The 17068-nt window shown below is 70.0% G+C and carries 16 protein-coding genes and 1 tRNA gene; 9 read left to right on the forward strand and 8 right to left on the reverse strand.

Annotated features, from left to right (window positions below; genetic code table 11):
- Positions 1-87 precede the first annotated feature (87 nt).
- Both QSK37_RS51425 and QSK37_RS08210 read left to right on the forward strand, forming a co-directional pair.
- Positions 88-420 (forward strand): MFS transporter, encoded by a 333-nt coding sequence (locus QSK37_RS51425; RefSeq protein WP_349497946.1) that lies wholly within the window; start codon positions 88-90, stop codon positions 418-420.
- Positions 356-1183, forward strand: coding sequence for an MFS transporter (locus QSK37_RS08210; RefSeq protein ID WP_349497947.1), 828 nt, complete (start codon positions 356-358; stop codon positions 1181-1183). The genes QSK37_RS51425 and QSK37_RS08210 overlap by 65 nt, the downstream gene beginning before the upstream one ends.
- Here the strand turns inward: QSK37_RS08210 and QSK37_RS08215 are convergent.
- Positions 1180-2439: a hypothetical protein gene (locus QSK37_RS08215; protein ID WP_285618665.1), complete on the reverse strand. Its 1260-nt coding sequence runs from the start codon at positions 2437-2439 to the stop codon at positions 1180-1182. The two genes, QSK37_RS08210 and QSK37_RS08215, sit on opposite strands and share 4 nt — an antisense overlap.
- A 128-nt stretch (positions 2440-2567) precedes the next feature.
- The gene (locus QSK37_RS08220; RefSeq protein WP_285618666.1) at positions 2568-3227 is read right to left on the reverse strand and encodes a TetR/AcrR family transcriptional regulator; all 660 of its coding nucleotides are present in this window, start codon (positions 3225-3227) and stop codon (positions 2568-2570) included.
- A 67-nt stretch (positions 3228-3294) separates the two neighbouring features.
- Here QSK37_RS08220 and QSK37_RS08225 point away from each other — a divergent pair, with 67 nt between their 5' ends.
- A complete protein-coding gene (locus QSK37_RS08225) occupies positions 3295-4059 on the forward strand; it encodes an SDR family oxidoreductase (RefSeq protein ID WP_285618667.1) in 765 nt (254 codons plus the stop codon).
- Positions 4060-4146: 87 nt separating this feature from the next.
- Here QSK37_RS08225 and QSK37_RS08230 read toward each other — a convergent pair whose 3' ends face one another.
- Positions 4147-5301, reverse strand: coding sequence for a cystathionine gamma-synthase (locus tag QSK37_RS08230; RefSeq protein ID WP_285618668.1), 1155 nt, complete (start codon positions 5299-5301; stop codon positions 4147-4149).
- A gap of 176 nt (positions 5302-5477) precedes the next feature.
- Between QSK37_RS08230 and QSK37_RS08235 the strand changes: the two genes are divergently transcribed.
- Positions 5478-7634, forward strand: a complete 2157-nt coding sequence (locus QSK37_RS08235) for an MMPL family transporter (protein WP_285618669.1) — start codon at positions 5478-5480, stop codon at positions 7632-7634.
- A 159-nt stretch (positions 7635-7793) separates the two neighbouring features.
- On the opposite strand, the gene QSK37_RS08240 is transcribed toward QSK37_RS08235, so the two are convergent.
- Positions 7794-9164 carry a cystathionine beta-synthase gene (locus QSK37_RS08240; RefSeq protein ID WP_285618670.1) on the reverse strand — a complete coding sequence of 457 codons (1371 nt, stop codon included), beginning with the start codon at positions 9162-9164 and terminating at the stop codon, positions 7794-7796.
- A gap of 133 nt (positions 9165-9297) precedes the next feature.
- Here QSK37_RS08240 and QSK37_RS08245 point away from each other — a divergent pair, with 133 nt between their 5' ends.
- The 4 genes from QSK37_RS08245 to QSK37_RS08260 all read left to right on the forward strand — a co-directional run bounded on the left by QSK37_RS08245 (position 9298) and on the right by QSK37_RS08260 (position 12852).
- Positions 9298-10647, forward strand: coding sequence for an outer membrane protein assembly factor BamB family protein (locus tag QSK37_RS08245; RefSeq protein ID WP_285618671.1), 1350 nt, complete (start codon positions 9298-9300; stop codon positions 10645-10647).
- Positions 10648-10749: 102 nt separating this feature from the next.
- On the forward strand, positions 10750-11970 hold the full coding sequence (locus QSK37_RS08250) for an acetyl-CoA C-acetyltransferase (RefSeq protein WP_285618673.1): 1221 nt from the start codon (positions 10750-10752) through the stop codon (positions 11968-11970).
- Positions 11971-12205: 235 nt separating this feature from the next.
- Positions 12206-12433 carry a DUF4287 domain-containing protein gene (locus QSK37_RS08255; RefSeq protein WP_285571113.1) on the forward strand — a complete coding sequence of 76 codons (228 nt, stop codon included), beginning with the start codon at positions 12206-12208 and terminating at the stop codon, positions 12431-12433.
- An 8-nt stretch (positions 12434-12441) separates the two neighbouring features.
- The gene (locus QSK37_RS08260; protein WP_285618674.1) at positions 12442-12852 is read left to right on the forward strand and encodes a PPOX class F420-dependent oxidoreductase; all 411 of its coding nucleotides are present in this window, start codon (positions 12442-12444) and stop codon (positions 12850-12852) included.
- A 182-nt stretch (positions 12853-13034) separates the two neighbouring features.
- Here QSK37_RS08260 and QSK37_RS08265 read toward each other — a convergent pair whose 3' ends face one another.
- Positions 13035-13892 (reverse strand): class I SAM-dependent methyltransferase, encoded by an 858-nt coding sequence (locus QSK37_RS08265; RefSeq protein WP_285618675.1) that lies wholly within the window; start codon positions 13890-13892, stop codon positions 13035-13037.
- A gap of 74 nt (positions 13893-13966) precedes the next feature.
- Here QSK37_RS08265 and QSK37_RS08270 point away from each other — a divergent pair, with 74 nt between their 5' ends.
- Entirely contained in the window at positions 13967-14569 is a 603-nt protein-coding gene (locus tag QSK37_RS08270; RefSeq protein ID WP_285618677.1) for a TetR/AcrR family transcriptional regulator, read from the forward strand.
- A 28-nt stretch (positions 14570-14597) separates the two neighbouring features.
- Here QSK37_RS08270 and QSK37_RS08275 read toward each other — a convergent pair whose 3' ends face one another.
- The 3 genes from QSK37_RS08275 to QSK37_RS08285 all read right to left on the reverse strand — a co-directional run bounded on the left by QSK37_RS08275 (position 14598) and on the right by QSK37_RS08285 (position 17039).
- Positions 14598-15374 carry a Bax inhibitor-1/YccA family protein gene (locus QSK37_RS08275; RefSeq protein ID WP_285618678.1) on the reverse strand — a complete coding sequence of 259 codons (777 nt, stop codon included), beginning with the start codon at positions 15372-15374 and terminating at the stop codon, positions 14598-14600.
- 164 nt (positions 15375-15538) lie between these two features.
- A tRNA-Leu gene (locus tag QSK37_RS08280) sits at positions 15539-15613 on the reverse strand.
- A 97-nt stretch (positions 15614-15710) separates the two neighbouring features.
- Complete coding sequence (locus QSK37_RS08285) at positions 15711-17039, reverse strand: NAD(P)/FAD-dependent oxidoreductase (protein ID WP_285618680.1); 1329 nt, start codon at positions 17037-17039, stop codon at positions 15711-15713.
- Positions 17040-17068 lie beyond the last annotated feature (29 nt).

Raw genomic sequence — 17068 nt, forward strand, 5'->3', positions numbered from 1 at the left:
CGAAGAGCCGGTGGCCAGGTGCGCGGTCCCGGCGCGGCCCGGCGGCCGTGTCCGGTTCGCCGCCACGGCGTACGCGCTGGCCGTCCTGTGCTCGGCACGGGCCTGCCCACTCCCCTGTACGCGGTCTACCAGGCGCGTTTCGGGTTCTCCGACCTGGTCGTCACGCTCGTCTTCGCCGTCTACTGCGGGACGCTGGTCCTCGCGCTGCCGCTGTTCGGCCCGCTGGCCGACGCGGTCGGGCCCCGGCGCGTCGCCGTGTTCGGCCTGGTCCTGGCCGTGGGCGGCGCGACGCTGCTGGCTCTCGCCGACGCGCGTGGGAGGGCTCTACGCCGGGCGGGCGTTCCAGGGCCTGGCGGTGGGGGCCGCGTCCGGCGCGCTCACCGCCGGCCTGGTCCGCGCGGAGCCGGACGGCGACCGTGAGAGGGCATCCGCGGTCGCCTCGATCGCGCTGTGTGGCGGCGCCGGGCTGGGCCCGATGCTGGCCGGTGCCCTCGCCCAGTACGCTCCAGCGCCACGCGTGCTCTGCTACGTCGTCGAGACGGGGCTGCTCGCGCTGGCGCTCTCCGGTGCGCCGACGCTGCCGGGCCGTACCGCCCGGGTCCGGTGGCGGCCGGCGCGGCCCCGCGTGCCCGCGGCCATCCGGCGGCCGTTCCTGGCCGCCGCCTCGATGAGCGCGCTGGCCTGGGCCGTCGCCGCCCTCTTCCTCACGCTCACCCCGGCGTACACCACGTCGCTGCTGCGTACGCACGACCTGCTGGTCGCGGGCCTGTCGAGCGGCCTCCTGCTGCTCACCGCCGCCTGCGTACAGCCGGCCGGCGCCCGCCTCGGCCAGAGGCGGGCGCGCCGCGCGGGCCTGGTCCTCCTGGCCCTGGGCTCGACGATCGTGATCTGCCTGCGCTGGATCCCCTGGCTCCCGCTGCCGCTGGCCGGCGTGGTGGTCGCCGGCAGCGGGCAGGGCCTGGCGTTCATGGGGGCGGTACGGCAGGTCAACGAGATCGCGCCCGACGGCTCACGGGCGGGCGTGCTCTCGGCGTTCTACCTCGTCACGTACGTCGCGGAGGCGCTGCCCGTGATCGTCGTCGGCCTGCTCGCGAACCATGTCGGCCTCGAACCCGCCGTCGACGCCTTCCTGGCCGTCGCGGTCACCGCCTGCCTGTGCGCCCTGTTCGCGTCCCGGGATTAGGCAACCTTCTTCATCCGGAATCCGTACAGGGTGCCCTGGTAGGAGATCAGCGCGACGCCGGAGTCGGCCAGCGTGATGTCGTCGATCTGGAGGTTGTCGGCGAGAACCTGACCGGTGCGGTCGTTCACCGCGACGTAGGTGTGCGACTGGTCGCCGCTGGTGGAGGTGTCGGTGGCCGTCAGGTAGGCGACGCCGCCGCCCGCGACGGCCGGAAGCACGTTACGGGCGTTGGCGCCGGACTGCTGCCAGCGCACCCTCGCGGTGGTGTTGTCCAGGGCGGTGAGCGGTGACCGGCCGAGCCGCTGGCTTCCGCACAGGATCGAGCCGGAATCCTTGTCGAACGCCGAGACGTGACAGTCGAAGGTGGCGGTGCGGGCACTCCCGATCTTCCGCCCGGACGCCGCGTCGAGGAGGGTGAGCCGCTGGGTCTCGGTCTTCCAGTCGCCTTTGCCGGTGAGCACCGCGTCGCCGAACACGCCGAAGTAGTCGACGCCCTTCATCGTCCATCCGGGCTTTCCGGTGGTGAGGTTCAGCCCCTCGATCCCGTCCGCGGACAGATCGCCCTGATGGGTTTCGACCGCCGTCGTGCCGCGGACCGCGTAAACGAATTCGTAGCTCCCGTCGCCCTGGCCGCTCTTGACGCTCTGCCCCCCGTCGACGGCGGTGATGGTCGAGACGCCGGTCGGCAGACCGTCGTACGGGCCCGTGCTCTGCACGAATCCACCCGACATGGCGAGACTTCCGTCCACGAAGTACCCGCCTACGAAATGGCGTTCGCCGGCGACGTTGGTCGGCGAACGCCAGACCTCACGCCCGGTCTCGTCGAGCACGAGGTCGGAGGTCTGGTCGTGCTCGCCCTGCATTCCGCTGGCCGGCACGTGTTCGCGAAAGCGCACGACGGCGACGGGCGCGCCGCGGTGAACGTCCCGGATCAGTCCCGGAGACCCGTCCGTGTCCGAGGTCGGTTCGGCGAGCGGCCGGTTCGCTCCGATGTTCTTTCCCGTCGCGGCGTCGAGGAGAACAACACTTTGGCCCTGCCTCCCGAGCACGGCGGCGAACGCCTTTCCCAGACCGACAGTCGAAACGGCCGCGGCGTTCGGCACGCTCCAGATCGGCTTCGCCTCGAGCCCGGGAATCGCCGGCCCGGAGTACGACACGGCGGGCGGCGCCGCGGACCCTTTGGCGCCACCGTCGTGCTTTCCCTGGTCGCTCTCACCGCCGCAGGCGGACATCGACAGCAATGCGGCAAGAACCACGGAAACGCGAATAGCCTTCATAATGGCGACAACCCTTTTCTGGCGATTTCCGCATGATCGTAGCGTGTGACCACGCCGCGACTCGGCGTATTGGCCGGGGCGAAGGGTAATTTGTCGCCTATTAAGCGTTATTGGTATTTCTGGGAGCCGCGCGGCCTCCTGCCGTTCCCATCGACGAAGTCATCGCCGAAGGCGGCGGCGAGCGCCTCCGCGATCACATCGGACAGCTCGGTCCGTCCGTCGTCCTCGGCCCAGCGCACCAACGCCGTGTGCATGGCGGCCAGGCAGGCGCTGGCCGCCGCCTGTGCGTGGAACCCCGCGTCGGGACCGGTGACATCGTCTTCGAGGGCGTCGACGATCGCCTGCTGAAGGGCGTAGTGGTTGTCCAGGTGCTTGGCCCGCAAGGCCGGCGTCGAGATCATGAGCCGGAGGCGGGCGAGCAGGAACCGCGCGTCCGCCGTCAGGTCGTCTCCACGGCCGCCACCGGTCAACGTCGCGGCCGAGGCGATGAGCGCGCCACCGATGCGGCGGACCATGGGCTGCTCGGCGGACGACGCGGCGATCCGCTCGGCGACGAGCCTGCCGTGCTGGTCGATGAGGACCAGGTCTTCCTTCGTGGGGAAGTGCCGGTACACGGTCATGGGCGACACACCCGCGGCTTCGGCGACGTCGGTCACGGTCGTGGCGTCGTATCCGCGCTCGGTGAACAGCCGTAGCGCGTGCGCCTGAATCGTGCGCTGCGTCTCGGCCCGCCGTTTCGCTCGCAACGTCGGGTGCTGGTCCGGCATGTGATAGACACTACCACGATGGTAGTGACTACCAGATTGATAGCGGCTAACACCTCGGAGGGTTGCCATGAGTGATCTGACCGGCAGGACGGCTCTCGTGACCGGAGCATCGCGCGGCATCGGGCAGGCGATCGCGGCCCGGCTGGCGGCGAAGGGGGCAATGGTCATCGTGCACTTCGGCACGGACGAGGCCGGCGCGACGGCGACGGTCGGCCAGATCGAACGTACCGGTGGAACCGCGCTCGCCGTCGGGGCGGAGCTGGGCGTGGATGACGACGTCGAGACGCTTTTCGCGGGAGTCGAGGCCGGCCTGGCCGGGCGTCCGCTGGACATCCTCGTCAACAACGCGGCGGCTGCGCCGGCCGGCCCGCTCGGAGTGACGACGCGGGCGGAGTTCGACCACCTCTTCGCGGTGAACGTGCGAGCGCCGTACTTCATCATCCAGCGAGCATTGCCACTGCTCCGCGACGGTGGCCGCATCGTCACGATCTCGTCCGTGGCGACCCGGATGGCCAACCCCGCCCAGACGTCCTTCGCCATGACGAAGGGCGCGGTTCAGACGATGAGCATGACCTTGGCCAACGAGCTCGGAGCCCGAGGCATCACCGTGAACGCGGTCGCTCCCGGCGCCACTCGGACGGCGACCAACGGATCGGTCTTCGAAGCGCCGGGCCTGACCGAATTCATCGCTGGAACGACGGCGCTCAATCGCCTGGGCGGGCCCGACGACGTCGCCGACGTGGTCGCGTTCCTCGCCTCCGACGCGGCGCGCTGGGTCACCGGTCAGGTCATCGACGCAAGCGGTGGCCTGTTCCTCGGACCGCGCGCCTGAGCGCTCGTGCGGGTCCGCATGCGTGCGACCGGGCGGCGCCCGCCTCGACCAGAGACGGGCGCACCATGCGGGCCTCTTCCCAGGAAGCTAGCCGAGGGCACGTTCCAAATCGGCGAGCAGGTCGTCGGCGTCCTCGATGCCCACCGACAGGCGTACGAGGTCGGCCGGCACCTCCAGCGGCGATCCGGCCGCCGAGGCGTGCGTCATGCGGGCGGGGTGCTCGATCAGCGACTCGACGCCACCGAGCGACTCCCCCAGGATGAACAGCCGAGTGTTCTCGCAGACCCGTACGGCGGCCTCCTCGCCCTCGGCGAGCTGGAACGACACCATGCCGCCGAACGCCCGCATCTGCTTGGCCGCCACCTCGTGGCCCGGATCGTCGGGCAGACCCGGATAGCGCACCGACGAGACCTTCGGATGCCGCCGGAGGAACTCGGCGACGCGGGTGGCGTTGGCGCAGTGCCGATCCATGCGCACGCCGAGCGTCTTGATGCCGCGCAGCGTCAGCCAGGCGTCGAACGGGCCGCCGACGGATCCCATGGAGTTCTGGTGGAAGGCCAGTCGCGAGCCCAGTTCGATGTCGGCCACGACCAGCGCGCCGCCGACCACGTCGGAGTGACCGCCGAGGTACTTGGTGGTCGAGTGCACGACGACGTCGGCGCCGAGCGTCAGCGGCCGCTGGAGGTACGGCGACGCGAACGTGTTGTCCACCACCAGGAGCGCGCCCGCGTCGTGGGCGACCTGCGCGAGCGCCGCGATGTCGGCGATGCCGAGCAGCGGGTTCGTGGGCGTCTCCACCCAGACGACCTTGGTGTCGGGCCGCAGCGCGGCGCGTACGGCGTCGACGCTCGCCACCGGCACCGGGTCGTACTCCAGGCCCCACGGCTTGAAGACCTTGGAGATCAGCCGGTACGTGCCCCCGTAGGCGTCATCGGGGATGACGACGTGGTCGCCGGGCTTGCAGACCGTACGCAGGAGCGTGTCCTCGGCGGCCATCCCGGAGGCGAACGCCAGGCCCCGCACCCCGCCCTCCAGCGCGGCGAGGCACTCCTCGAGCGCGGCGCGGGTCGGGTTGGCGGTACGGCTGTACTCGTAGCCGCCGCGCAGACCTCCGATTCCGTCCTGCTTGTAGGTGGATACCTGATATATCGGCGGAACGACCGCTCCCGTGGCGGGATCGGGCTCCTGGCCAGCGTGAATGGCGAGTGTCTCGAAGCCGGTCACGTCGTTGAAACCGTCCATGCAAGTGAGGCTAGTGCCACCACCGACACAGCCGTACCAAAGGTGAGCCATACCCAGGGATGAGACTTCTCCCCCACAGGGACGAGGGTCGATATCGCCTCATGAGGGGAGGTAAGCGCCTCTTCCCGCCCTTACCTTCTTAGGGACAATCGATACCAGACGAAGGGGAGCCACCCGTGTTCGGATGGCTGGGGCGTACCGTCGTACGGCACCCATGGTGGACGATCGTGGCTTGGCTGGTCGCCGCGGCCGTCGCAGTCGTGCTCGCACCGAAGCTCGACACCCACTCTGACCAGCAGGACTTCCTGCCCACGAAGTACGAGTCGGTCCAGGCTGGAAAGCTGGCCGACCGCGCCTTCCCGAGCGGCAGCCAGAAGGTCAGCAACGAACTCATGGTCGTGAAGCGGAGCGACGGGCAGGCCCTGAGCTCCACCGACCAGAAGAAGGTCGGCCAGATCGCGCAGGCGCTCCAGGCCAAGCACATCCCGGGCATCACCGCGGTGGCGACCAGCGCGCAGACGCTCTCGCAGAACCACCGCATCCAGATCGTCATGGTGCCCCTGCCGGCCAACTTCAGCGACCAGAAGCTGGAGAAGAAGAACGAAGACGCGATCAAGAAGCTTCGCGTCGCCGCGACCCAGGAGTTCCAGGGCACCGGCCTGCACTACGGGATCAGCGGCAACGTCTCCAGCCAGATCGACAACGCCGAGTCCGGCAACAAGACCTTCGCGCTGATCGGCATCGCGACGGTCGTCCTGATCATCGCGCTGATCCTGATCATCTTCCGTGCCCCGATCGCCGCACTCCTGCCGATCTTCGTGGTCGGCCTCGTGCTCGAGGCCTCCAACGCGGTCTCCGCGATCATCGGCAACGCGTTCGACCTGAAGTTCGACTCCAGCATGGAGCCGCTGATCCTCATCGTCCTGTACGGCATCGGCACGGACTACATCCTGTTCTTGCTGTTCCGCTACCGAGAGCGCCTACGCCTCGGGGAGGACAAGAAGACAGCGATGATCGTCACGGTCGAGCGGGTCGGCGAGGCCATCGCCTCGGCCGCCGGCGCGGTCATCATCGCGTTCCTCGTGCTCCTGCTCGCCAAGTTCAAGTCCTTCGGCGCCCTCGGCCCGCAGCTCGCGATCGCGGTCGGCGTCATGCTCATCACCGCGCTCACACTGGTGCCGGCGGTCGTCTCGCTGCTCGGCCGGGCGGTCTTCTGGCCGTCGAAGTCGTGGAAGAAGGAGCCCAAGGCCAGCGTGTTCACGCGGCTGGGCAACGCCGTCGGCCGCCGGCCGCTGGTGACCGCGGTCGCCTCCGGCGTCGTCCTGCTCGCCCTGGCCTCGGTGGCGCTCGGTTTCAAGGCCGACTACGACTTCAGCGCCGGGCAGCCGCAGAACACCGAGTCGGCCATGGCGTTGAAGGATCTGCGCAGCAGCCTCCCGCCGGGCCTGACCGACCCGACCCAGGTGTACGTCCAGGGCAACGGGCAACTCGACAAGCAGGCGCTGGAACAGTTCCGGCAGAAGATCAATGCCAGTGGCTATGGCCAGGCCGGGCAGGCCGAGCTCAACCCGGACAAGACAGTCGCCAAGATCCCTGTCATCCTCAAGCTCAACCCCAACTCCAACGAGGCCATCGACCTGGTGAAGGGGCCGCTGCGGGACACCGTCCACCGGAACGCTCCGCCCGGCACGAAGGTGCTGGTCGGCGGCACCACGGCCGTCTTCGCCGACATCAACGCGGTCAGCAGCCGTGACCTGTCGGTGATCCTGCCGGTGGCGATCGTGCTGATCGCGATCATCCTGGCCCTGTTGCTGCGTGCGCTGGTCGCCCCCGTCTACCTGGTGGTGGCGGTGCTGCTCGGCTTCACCGCGACCCTCGGCGCGAGCGTGGCCCTGTTCCAGGGCGCGGAGGGCAAGGAGGGGCTGATGTTCCAGATGCCCATCATCTTGTACCTGTTCGTGCTGGCCATCGGGACGGACTACAACATCCTGATGATCGCGCGACTGCGTGAGGAAGCGCGCGAGGGCCACGACCCGCGGCGTGCCGCGGCAGTCGGCATCCAGCACGCGGGCCCGACCGTGGCGGCGGCCGGCGTGATCCTCGCGGGCTCGTTCGCCGTACTGGTGTTGTCGCCGATGTCGTTCCTGGCCCAGATCGGGTTCGGCGTGGCGATCGGCATCCTGCTGTCGGCCTTCGTGGTCTCGACGTTCTTCGTCCCCGCGGTCACCGCGCTGATCGGGCACGCCGCCTGGTGGCCCGGCCACGCCGACCGGGCCAAGAAGCCCGGTCCCCCGGCGGCGGAGCCGTACGAACTGGCAGGACGGCCCCACTGATCTAGGGGTCAACCGACCGGCCCGGCCGGGCCGGCGTCCCGATAGGGAAACGCCCGGCGGCGCGACAAGCGCCGCCGGGCGTTTCTCATGTCCGGTCACGTGGGGTGCGGGATGGTGGCCGGATGGCCGACACGTCCGGTTCAGAAGGAACGCAGGACACTAGCTGCCCGCGAGGAAGCCGAGGAGGTCCTGGCGGGTGATCATTCCGGCGGGTTTGCCGTCCACGAGGACGACGGCGGCGCCGGCCTTCTCCAGGACGCCCACCGCCTCGCTCACCGGCTCGCCGGAGCCCACCATCGGCAGGGGCGGCGCCATGTGGTCGCCGAGCGGGTCGTCGGCGGAGGCCCGGCCGGTGACCAGGGCGGCCAGCAGGTCGCGCTCGCCCACCGAGCCGACCACCTCGGCCGCCATCACCGGCGGCTCCTCCTTCATGACCGGGAGCTGGGACACGTCGTACTCGCGCAGGATCGCGACCGCGGTGCCGACCGACTCGTGCGGATGGACGTGCACGAACTCCGGCAGGCCGGTGCCCTTGCGGGACAGCACGTCCGCGATGCGCGGCTCCTCGGTGTCGGAGCTGAGGAAGCCGTAGTCGGCCATCCAGTCGTCATTGAAGATCTTGGACAGGTAGCCACGGCCGCCGTCGGGCAGCAGCACGACGACGACGTCGTCCGGGCCGGCCTCGGCGGCGACACGCAGCGCCGCCACCACCGCGAGGCCGCACGATCCGCCGACCAGCAGCCCCTCCTCGCGCGCGAGCCGCCGCGTCATCGTGAAGGAGTCCTTGTCGCTCACCGCGATGACCTGGTCGCAGATGTCCCGGTCGTACGTCTCGGGCCAGATGTCCTCGCCGACGCCCTCGACGAGGTACGGCCGCCCGCTGCCGCCGGAGTAGACCGAACCCTCCGGGTCGGCGCCGATGATCTTGACGCGACCGTCCGAGATCTCCTTGAGGTAGCGGCCCGTGCCGCTGATCGTGCCGCCGGTGCCGATGCCCGCGACGAAGTGCGTGATCCGGCCCTCGGTCTGCGTCCAGATCTCCGGCCCGGTCGTCTCGTAGTGGGACCGCGGGTTGTTCGGGTTGGCGTACTGGTCCGGCTTCCACCCGCCCGGGATCTCCGTGGCGAGGCGGTCGGAGACGGAGTAGTACGACTCCGGGTGCTCGGGCGATACCGCCGAGGGGCACACGACGACCTCCGCGCCGTACGCCCGCAGGACCGCGATCTTGTCGCCGGCCACCTTGTCGGGGCAGACGAACACGCAGCGGTAGCCCTTCTCCTGGGCGACGATGGCCAGGCCCACACCGGTGTTGCCCGAGGTCGGCTCGACGATCGTGCCGCCCGGGCGCAGCGCCCCGGAGGCCTCCGCCGCCTCGATCATGCGGACGGCGATGCGGTCCTTCACCGAACCGCCCGGATTGAAGTATTCGACCTTCGCGAGCACCTGGGCCCGCGCCCCGGCCGTGACCTTGCCGAGCCGGACCAGAGGGGTGTTTCCCATGAGCTCGGTCAGGGAGTTGTGCACATCCACGGGCGACGTCCTTGTCGTTCCACAACGGTTCTGCTCAGAAGGTACCCCACCCCTCCATCATCACGTTCCGTCTGCGAACCGTCACCCAGCGCTGCTAGCCTCGACCGGCGTCCAACCAAAGGAGGCCCCGGCCGTGGCGCCACATCGACGACTACTCTCCGCGCTCATCCCGGCACAGACCGCCGCGCTCATGCTCGGCGCGGCCGCCTGTGGCGGCTCGTCCGACACCCCGGCCGCGGCCGACCGCCCGGCGTGGAACGACACCGCGGTCGACGCGGTCAGCCGGCCCGTGATCGGCTCCGGATTCACCGCGTCCACCGCACTGGGGCGGGACGGGCACCTGCAGACGGTCGTCAGCGACGTCCGCAGCGGCAAGCGGCTGTGGGCCCGGCCTGCCGTGATCTCCGGCCGGCCGGCCGCGATGGGCGTCGCGCCACCGGCCATCGCCGGCACCGCCGGGCACACCGTCGTGGCGAGCGTCGAGACCCAGGGTCACGGCACGGCCCTGGTGGGCCGCGACGCACGCACCGGGGCCCAGCGCTGGACGCGGGCCGTCGGCACGACCTTCGGCCCGGCCCGGTGCGGCACGCTGCTCTGCGTGTCCGCACAGACCGCGCGCAAGTCCGCCGCCTTCACCGTGCTGAACCCCGAGACCGGCAAGCCGGCCTGGCACATGCCGGGCGTGGCCGAGGTCGAGTGGGCGGGGCCGGGCCGCGTGGTGGTGTTCCGCATGTCGGCGCACCCGACGGTGGAGGCGCACGATCTCGCCACCGGCAAGGAGGTGTGGGCGTTCCCGGTCGAAAACGCCCTGGGCCGCGGGGCGGACCTCTCCGGCGGCTGGGCGTTCGGCTCCGTGGGCGACACGCTCATCGGCTACCTTGCCCCGTACCAGACGCGGGCGAACGGCCCGCTGTCCGCGTTCGGGTTCTTCTCGCTGCGGCTCGACGACGGAAAGCAGCAGTGGGTGCGCAAGCGGCTGCTGCGGGTCTACCCCAGCGCCAACCCGGCGGTCTCGCTGATCACCCGCGAGGTCGACGACCACGACCGCTACGGCGGCTTCACCGAGCTCGACCCCCGCACCGGCCGGTCGGTGACCCGCCTCACCACGTCGGGCACGCCGAAGGCCACCTGGTGGCTCGCCTTCCCCGACAACCTCTCGGCGGTCGGCTTCCTGGCGCACGACCAGCCCAGCCTCATGTACGACCTGCGCACCGGCAAGGCGGTCGGCGGGCACGCGCGCGCCTGGTCGTTCTGCACCACGACCCCGGCCCCGCTGAAGATCACCGGCCAGCAGGGCTTCTACCCCATCGCCGCGCTCTGCCCGTACGACCTGAAGAGCGGCCACCGGCTCGACGCGGCGCAGGCCGTACCCCCGAGCTGGTACACCGGGGCGGTCGACGGCTGGCGCGTCTGGCGCGACGAGCGCGGCGGTCTGCACGGCGTGCACGACGGCGACGGAACGAGCCCGGGGATGTACCAATAGCTTTGCTACCCTCCAGTAGGAATCGGGTCCTCCACGCAGTAACCTGCGAGTCGGGCGTCCGCCCACACACGCCCACTGACGCCCAGATGAGGGAGACCCGTAATGCCTGAGGCTGTCATCGTCGCGACCGCCCGTTCCCCGATCGGGCGGGCGTTCAAGGGATCGCTGAAGGACCTGCGCCCCGACGACCTCACCGCCCGCATCGTGCGCGCGGCGCTGGACAAGGTGCCCGAGCTGGACCCGGCCGACATCGACGACCTGTTGCTGGGGTGCGGCCTGCCGGGCGGCGAACAGGGCTACAACATGGCGCGCGTGGTGTCCGTGCTGCTCGGCTACGACCATGTCCCGGGCGCGACGGTCACCCGTTACTGCTCCTCTTCGCTCCAGACCACGCGGATGGCCTTCCACGCGATCAAGTCGGGCGAGGCCGATGTGATCATCTCGGCCGGCGTCGAGATGGTGAGCCGGTTCGCCAAGGGCAGCAGCGACGGCCTGCCCGACACCCAGAACCCGGTGTTCGGCGAGGCACAGGCCCGTACGGCCAAGCGCGGGGAGGGCGGCGCGGACGCCTGGCACGACCCCCGCGAGGACGGCCAGGTCCCCGACGTCTACATCGCGATGGGCCAGACCGCCGAGAACGTCGCCGAGCTGCACGGCATCAGCCGGGCCGAGCAGGACGAGTTCGGCGTCCGCTCGCAGAACAACGCCGAGAAGGCGATCGACGCGGGCTTCTTCGCCCGCGAGATCACCCCGGTCGAGCTGCCCGACGGCACCGTGGTCGCCAAGGATGACGGCCCGCGGCCCGGCACGACGCTGGAGAAGGTCGCCGCGCTGGCCCCGTCGTTCCGCCCGGACGGCACGGTCACCGCCGGCAACTGCTGCCCGCTGAACGACGGCGCCGCCGCGGTGGTCGTGATGAGCGACACCAAGGCCGCCGAGCTGGGCCTGACCCCGATCGCCCGCATCGTCTCCTCCGGCGTCTCCGCACTGTCCCCCGAGATCATGGGCCTCGGCCCGGTCGAGGCGTCGCGCCGGGCCCTGAAGCTCGCCGGGCTCACGATCGACGACATCGACCTCGTGGAGATCAACGAGGCGTTCGCCGCCCAGGTGATCCCCTCGTACCGCCAGCTCGGCGTCGACATCGACAAGCTCAACGTCCACGGCGGCGCGATCGCGGTCGGCCACCCCTTCGGCATGACCGGCGCCCGCATCACCGGCACCCTGCTCAACGGACTGCAAAGCCGCGACGGCACGCTCGGGCTGGAGACCATGTGCGTCGGCGGCGGCCAGGGCATGGCCATGGTTTTCGAGCGCCTCAGCTGAGTCCGGCCGGAGGCCTTCGTACGGTCGCGCGCGGGTCCGCGCCCCCTCTCAGGGCCGCGGATCCGCGCCGTTAAGCGTCTTGCAACCCAGGCGTTAGCGGTTCGTAATGAACCACGCACGATACGTGACCAGAGATCTACGTCCCGTGACAGAAAGGTCCCCCCAGGGGGGTTGTGCGATGGGCATCGCTGTTGCAAAGTCGTCAACAAGATGCACGCCCAGCCAGGAGGTGCCTATGTCTTTGAACCACTCACCGGAGACGCACAAGAATCTCATCGCACGCATCCCGAAAGTCACAGGTCGTGACCTCCCCGAGTGGTTCCAAGCCATAGATGACGGCCCCTCCTTCATCCGATGCGAGGAGAGGGTCAACTGGCTCGCGGACGAGCACGGCCTCTCCCATGGCTACGCCGTCGCCCTCGTGCACGAGCACGAGCTGCACCGGCGGGCCGTCCGCTACTAGCACCACTCGTGGATCCGAGCCGGGCGCGCGACTTCGCCCGCGAACACCATCGGGCGATCATGGTCACGCGTCACGCGGACGGGCGCCCGCAGACGTCACCCGTGCTGTGCGCGGTCGACGACGCCGGACACCTGACCGTCAGCACCCGCGAGACCGCGGCCAAGACCCGTAACGTGCTCCGCGATCCCCACGTCACGTTCTGCCTGATCAGCGATGCCTTCTTCGGTGAGTGGGTGCAGATCGACGGCGAGGCGGAGGTCGTGCGCCTACCCGAGGCCATGGAGCCGCTCATCGACTACTACCGGATGATCTCCGGTGAGCATCCAGACTGGGACGACTACCGCGCGGCCATGGAGCGCGAGCGCCGCGTGCTGATCCGGGTGAAGATCACGCACGCCGGCCCCGACGTCCACGGCTGACGACCTGTACCCCAGGTTCTAAGGGCCTGTCTCGGAGTCCCCGTCCGTAGCGAGCGGTGTCCAGGCGGCGCGTCGCAAGGCGGAGGAGGGAGTCAGCCTGGTGTTGGCTGGCGACCGACGACAACGCGGCGAGGCGTCGCCTGGGCGCCGCGCAGTAGGACAGCGGGGCTTCGAGACAGGCCCTAACGCCCCCGCAGAGATCGCGGGGGCGTTTCGTCGGTTCTGGTGGCGGTGGCCGCCAGGGTGACGTACGGCATGGTGAAGCCGCCGCCGATCCGGTCGATGGCGGCCCCGACGTGGTCCAGCACCTCCGCCAGCCTGTCCGGCGGGAGCCGCGTGAGGGCGCCGGTGGTGGGCAGATGGTCCAGCCACTGGTCGCGGGTGTAGGACTGCTCCCAGTCGAACCTCCACTGCTCCGGCTCGTCGAATCCGCCGTCCCGCCGGATCCCCTCGGCGGCGGTGGCGAACATCGTCTGGTAGATCTCCAGAGCGGTCCCGGCCGGCCGGGTGCCGCGGTTGAACGGCGCATCGGGCGCCACCCGCCGGAAGACCTCGGCGAAGGCCTCCGACACCTCGGCCGGGGCGTCGAACACGTGCCCGAACACCGCCAGCCGGCCGCCGGGCCGCAGGACCCGCGCCGCCTTGGCCGGGCCCGCGACCGGGTCCACCCAGTGCCAGGCCTGTCCGGCGACGACCGCCTCGAACACCCGGCCGGCGGAGTCCCACTCCTCGAAGGTCGCCACCTCGACCTCGACGCCGGTCCGCCGGGCGAACTCGGCCATCCGCGCGTCGGGGTCGACGCCGAGCACCGTGCAGCCGGCCGCCTGGAACTGCCTGGCCTCGATGCCTGTGCCGCAGCCGACGTCGAGGAGGTCGCGGCCGGGACTGGCGGCCACGATCCGTTCCACCAGCGCCTCGGGGTAGCGGGGCCGGGCGCGGTCGTAGCGTTCGGGGTCCACGCCGAACGACTCCGCCATCTCGCGGGCCTGGTGCGCCTCACGCTCGGGCGGAGGCGGTTGTTCTTGAGACTTAGTGGGCATGCGCCCACTCTAGTGGGCAACTGCCCACTTGGTCCACCGGTAGGATCGGGCCAGTCACGGAGAGGGGGCGGGCAGTGCCGACCGGAGTGCACATTCGTGACGCCCGCCAGCAGCTGTTCGAGGCCGCCGAGCGCGTCCTGCTGCGGGACGGGCCGAGCGCGCTGACCAGCCGGGCGGTCACCACCGAGGCGGGTGTCGCCAAGGGCGTCCTGCACCGGCACTTCGCCGACTTCGACGCCTTCCTCGTCGAGCTCATCCGAGATCGCGTCGTCCGAATCGAGCACCAGGCCGCCGCCCTGAGGGCGTCCGCCGGGACCGGCACCGTCGCCGGCAACCTCACCGAGGCGCTGATCGACCTGTTCGACCCGGTCGCGGTGGGGATCGTCGGTCTCGTCATCTTCCGGGACGAGCTGCGCGCCCGGCTGCGCCAGAACAGGCCGGCCCACACCTTCCCGGTCGCGACCGAAGCCATGGCCATGATCGCCGCCTACCTCACCGACGAGTGCGAGCTCGGCCGCATCGCGGCCGACGCGGACGTCGGCTCGCTCGCGCTCTCGCTGGTCGGGGGGGCACACCTGCTCTACGCCGACCGGAAGGGCACCCCGCCGGATCGCGCGGCCGTCGGCAAGGTCGTAGCCACGGTCATCGCCGACGTCGTGCAACGCCGGCTGCTGTGAACCGCTCGGCGGCGGGCGACCCCTCGGGTCAGTCGCGGCTGTAGAAGCGGGACAGGAAGCGGAGCAGCTCCAGGTAGATCCACACCAGGGTCAGGGTGAGCCCGAACGCGGCGAGCCAGGCGGTCTCACGCGGCGCGCCGCTGCGCACCCCGTCCTCGATCGCGTTGAAGTCCAGCAGCAGGTAGAGGCAGCCGACGAGGATCGCCGCGACGCTGAAGACGACGCCGAGCAGGCCGTGGCCCCGGATGCCGATGCCGCCCACGTGGAAGAACGACACGAGCAGGTTGAGGACCATGAGGCCGACCAGCGCGAGCCCGGCCGCGATCACGAACCGGGTGAACCTCGGCGTCACCCGGACGATGCGCAGGGAGTACACGGTGAGCATCGCGCCGAACGCGAGGGCCGTGCCGACCACCGCCTGGAGCACGACGCCGTTGTAGACGTCGTTGTAGAGGTGGCTGATCAGCCCGACCGCGACGCCGTACGACGCCGCGAAGCCGAGCACGAGCACCGGGTTGGCCCGGCGGCCGAACGTCAGGATCGCCCAGAACACCACGCCGGCCAGGACCGCCACGAGCGAGACCGGCCCCGCCAAGCGCTCCGGCACGAGCACCCACGCCAGCGCGCCGGCCACGACGAGTGTGCCGAGCGTGAGGAACGAGCGCACGACGACGTCGTCGAGGGTCATGGAGCGCGGCGGGGCGTACGCCGGGGCGTTGTACACGTCGTACCGCGCGTGGGGCGCATATCCGGCACGCTGGGCGAAGGCCCCGCGCCGGGAGAAGACCGGGTTGCCGCTCTCCATGGAAAGCCTCCAGACATCTGCTGCGCTCAGGCTAACGCGTCACTACACGTGCGGTGTTCCCGTTGTTACGTACCGCCGTCCCCGACGTACGGCGCATGGAGGCCCTGTCAGGACGACCTGGACGAAAAGGGTCGAAGCAGCGCTCAACTCCTGTCAATGACCGGTGCCCCCGGTCGGAGTCGAACCGACACGAACAACTCTTTTAGGGAGTCTGCCTCTGCCTGTTGGGCTACGGGGGCGCCCGCAATCATACCGGGGGAGCGCCAATAGTGGTCCACAGGCTAAATGCAGTCAAGAATTCCTATTATTGCCGCCGAAATTCGAACCGAATACCACTCAGTATTTCTTCGTGGCCAGCTCGAACTCCTCGCGCGGGCGCTGGAGCGTACCCAGCGAAACGACCTCACGGCTGAAGAACAGGGCAAGCGTCCAGTCCGCGGTGACCCGGGCCTTGCGGTTCACAGTCGGCAGACGGGACAAGTGATACGTACGGTGCATGAACCACGCGGGCAGGCCCCGTAGCTTGACACCGTAGATCTGCGCAACCCCCTTGTGCAGTCCGAGACTGGCCACCGATCCGGCATAGGCGTGTTTGTATGCCTTTAGTTCCCGGCCGCGCAGCGCGGCGGCGACGTTGTCGCCCAGGACCTTTGCCTGACGCACCGCGTGCTGGGCGTTCGGGGCGCAGAACTGCCCGGGTTCAGTGAGATCGGGCACCGCCGCGATATCTCCCGCGGTGAAGGCGTCTTCGACGCCGTCGACGGTCAGTTCGGCGGTGGCCTTGACTCGATCCTTGTCATCCAGCGGCAGATCCGTCTTCTTGACAAGTGGGTTCGGCTTGACGCCCGCGGTCCACACCAGAGTGCCCGCGCCGAACTTCTCGCCGTCACTGAGCACGATCTCGCGATTCTCGGCGGACTTGAGCAGCGTCTTGAGCCTGACTTCGATTCCCCGGCCACGCAGGGCCTCGACCGTCCATTTCCCCATGTCCTCGCCGACCTCGGGCAGGATCTTGTCGCTGGCCTCGACCAGCACCCAGCGCATGGAGTCGCCCTTGAGGTCCGGGTAGTACCGGCATGCGTCCCGCGCCATGTCCTCCAGCTCGGCGAGCGCCTCCACGCCGGCGTACCCGCCGCCGACGAACACGAAGGTGAGGGCCTGCCGGCGCGACTCGGGGCAGGTCGAGGAGGCGGCGATGTCGAGCTGCCGCAGCACGTGGTTGCGCAGGTAGATCGCCTCGGCCACGGTCTTGAAGCCGATGCCGTGCTCGGCCAGGCCGGGGATGGGCAGGGTCCGCGAGATCGACCCCGGGCAGAACACCAGCGTGTCGTAGTCGATCGTCCGGACCTCGTACGGCTCGGCGTCGGCGCGTTCCACGACCTCCACGGTCGCCTTGCGGCCGGCGTGGTCGATCTCGGTCACGCGGCCGTTGAGGATCGTCACGCCGGGCAGCACCCGTCGCAGGGACACCACCACGTGCCGGGGTTCGAGGTTGCCGGCCGCCGCCTCGGGCAGGAACGGCTGGTAGGTCATGTAGGACTGCGGGGCGACCATGGTGATCTTGAGTTCGCCACTCTTGAGCTGCCGGCGCATCTTCTTCCGCAGCCGCAGCGCGGTGTACATGCCGACGTAGCCGCCACCAACGATGAGCACGTGTTTGGACATATTCGATCCGGTACCCATGGCCCTTCCCG

Source organism: Actinoallomurus iriomotensis (assembly GCF_030269445.1).
In the GTDB taxonomy this organism is placed as follows: domain Bacteria; phylum Actinomycetota; class Actinomycetes; order Streptosporangiales; family Streptosporangiaceae; genus Actinoallomurus; species Actinoallomurus iriomotensis.

Excerpts from the sequence above, each read along its gene's own strand:
- QSK37_RS08220 (WP_285618666.1), bottom strand. The coding sequence starts at position 3,227 with ATGCCGGACCAGCACCCGACGTTGCGAGCGAAACGGCGGGCCGAGACG.
- QSK37_RS08225 (WP_285618667.1), top strand. The coding sequence starts at position 3,295 with ATGAGTGATCTGACCGGCAGGACGGCTCTCGTGACCGGAGCATCGCGC.
- QSK37_RS08230 (WP_285618668.1), bottom strand. The coding sequence starts at position 5,301 with ATGGACGGTTTCAACGACGTGACCGGCTTCGAGACACTCGCCATTCAC.
- QSK37_RS08250 (WP_285618673.1), top strand. The coding sequence starts at position 10,750 with ATGCCTGAGGCTGTCATCGTCGCGACCGCCCGTTCCCCGATCGGGCGG.
- QSK37_RS08255 (WP_285571113.1), top strand. The coding sequence starts at position 12,206 with ATGTCTTTGAACCACTCACCGGAGACGCACAAGAATCTCATCGCACGC.
- QSK37_RS08265 (WP_285618675.1), bottom strand. The coding sequence starts at position 13,892 with ATGCCCACTAAGTCTCAAGAACAACCGCCTCCGCCCGAGCGTGAGGCG.
- QSK37_RS08275 (WP_285618678.1), bottom strand. The coding sequence starts at position 15,374 with ATGGAGAGCGGCAACCCGGTCTTCTCCCGGCGCGGGGCCTTCGCCCAG.
- QSK37_RS08285 (WP_285618680.1), bottom strand. The coding sequence starts at position 17,039 with ATGTCCAAACACGTGCTCATCGTTGGTGGCGGCTACGTCGGCATGTAC.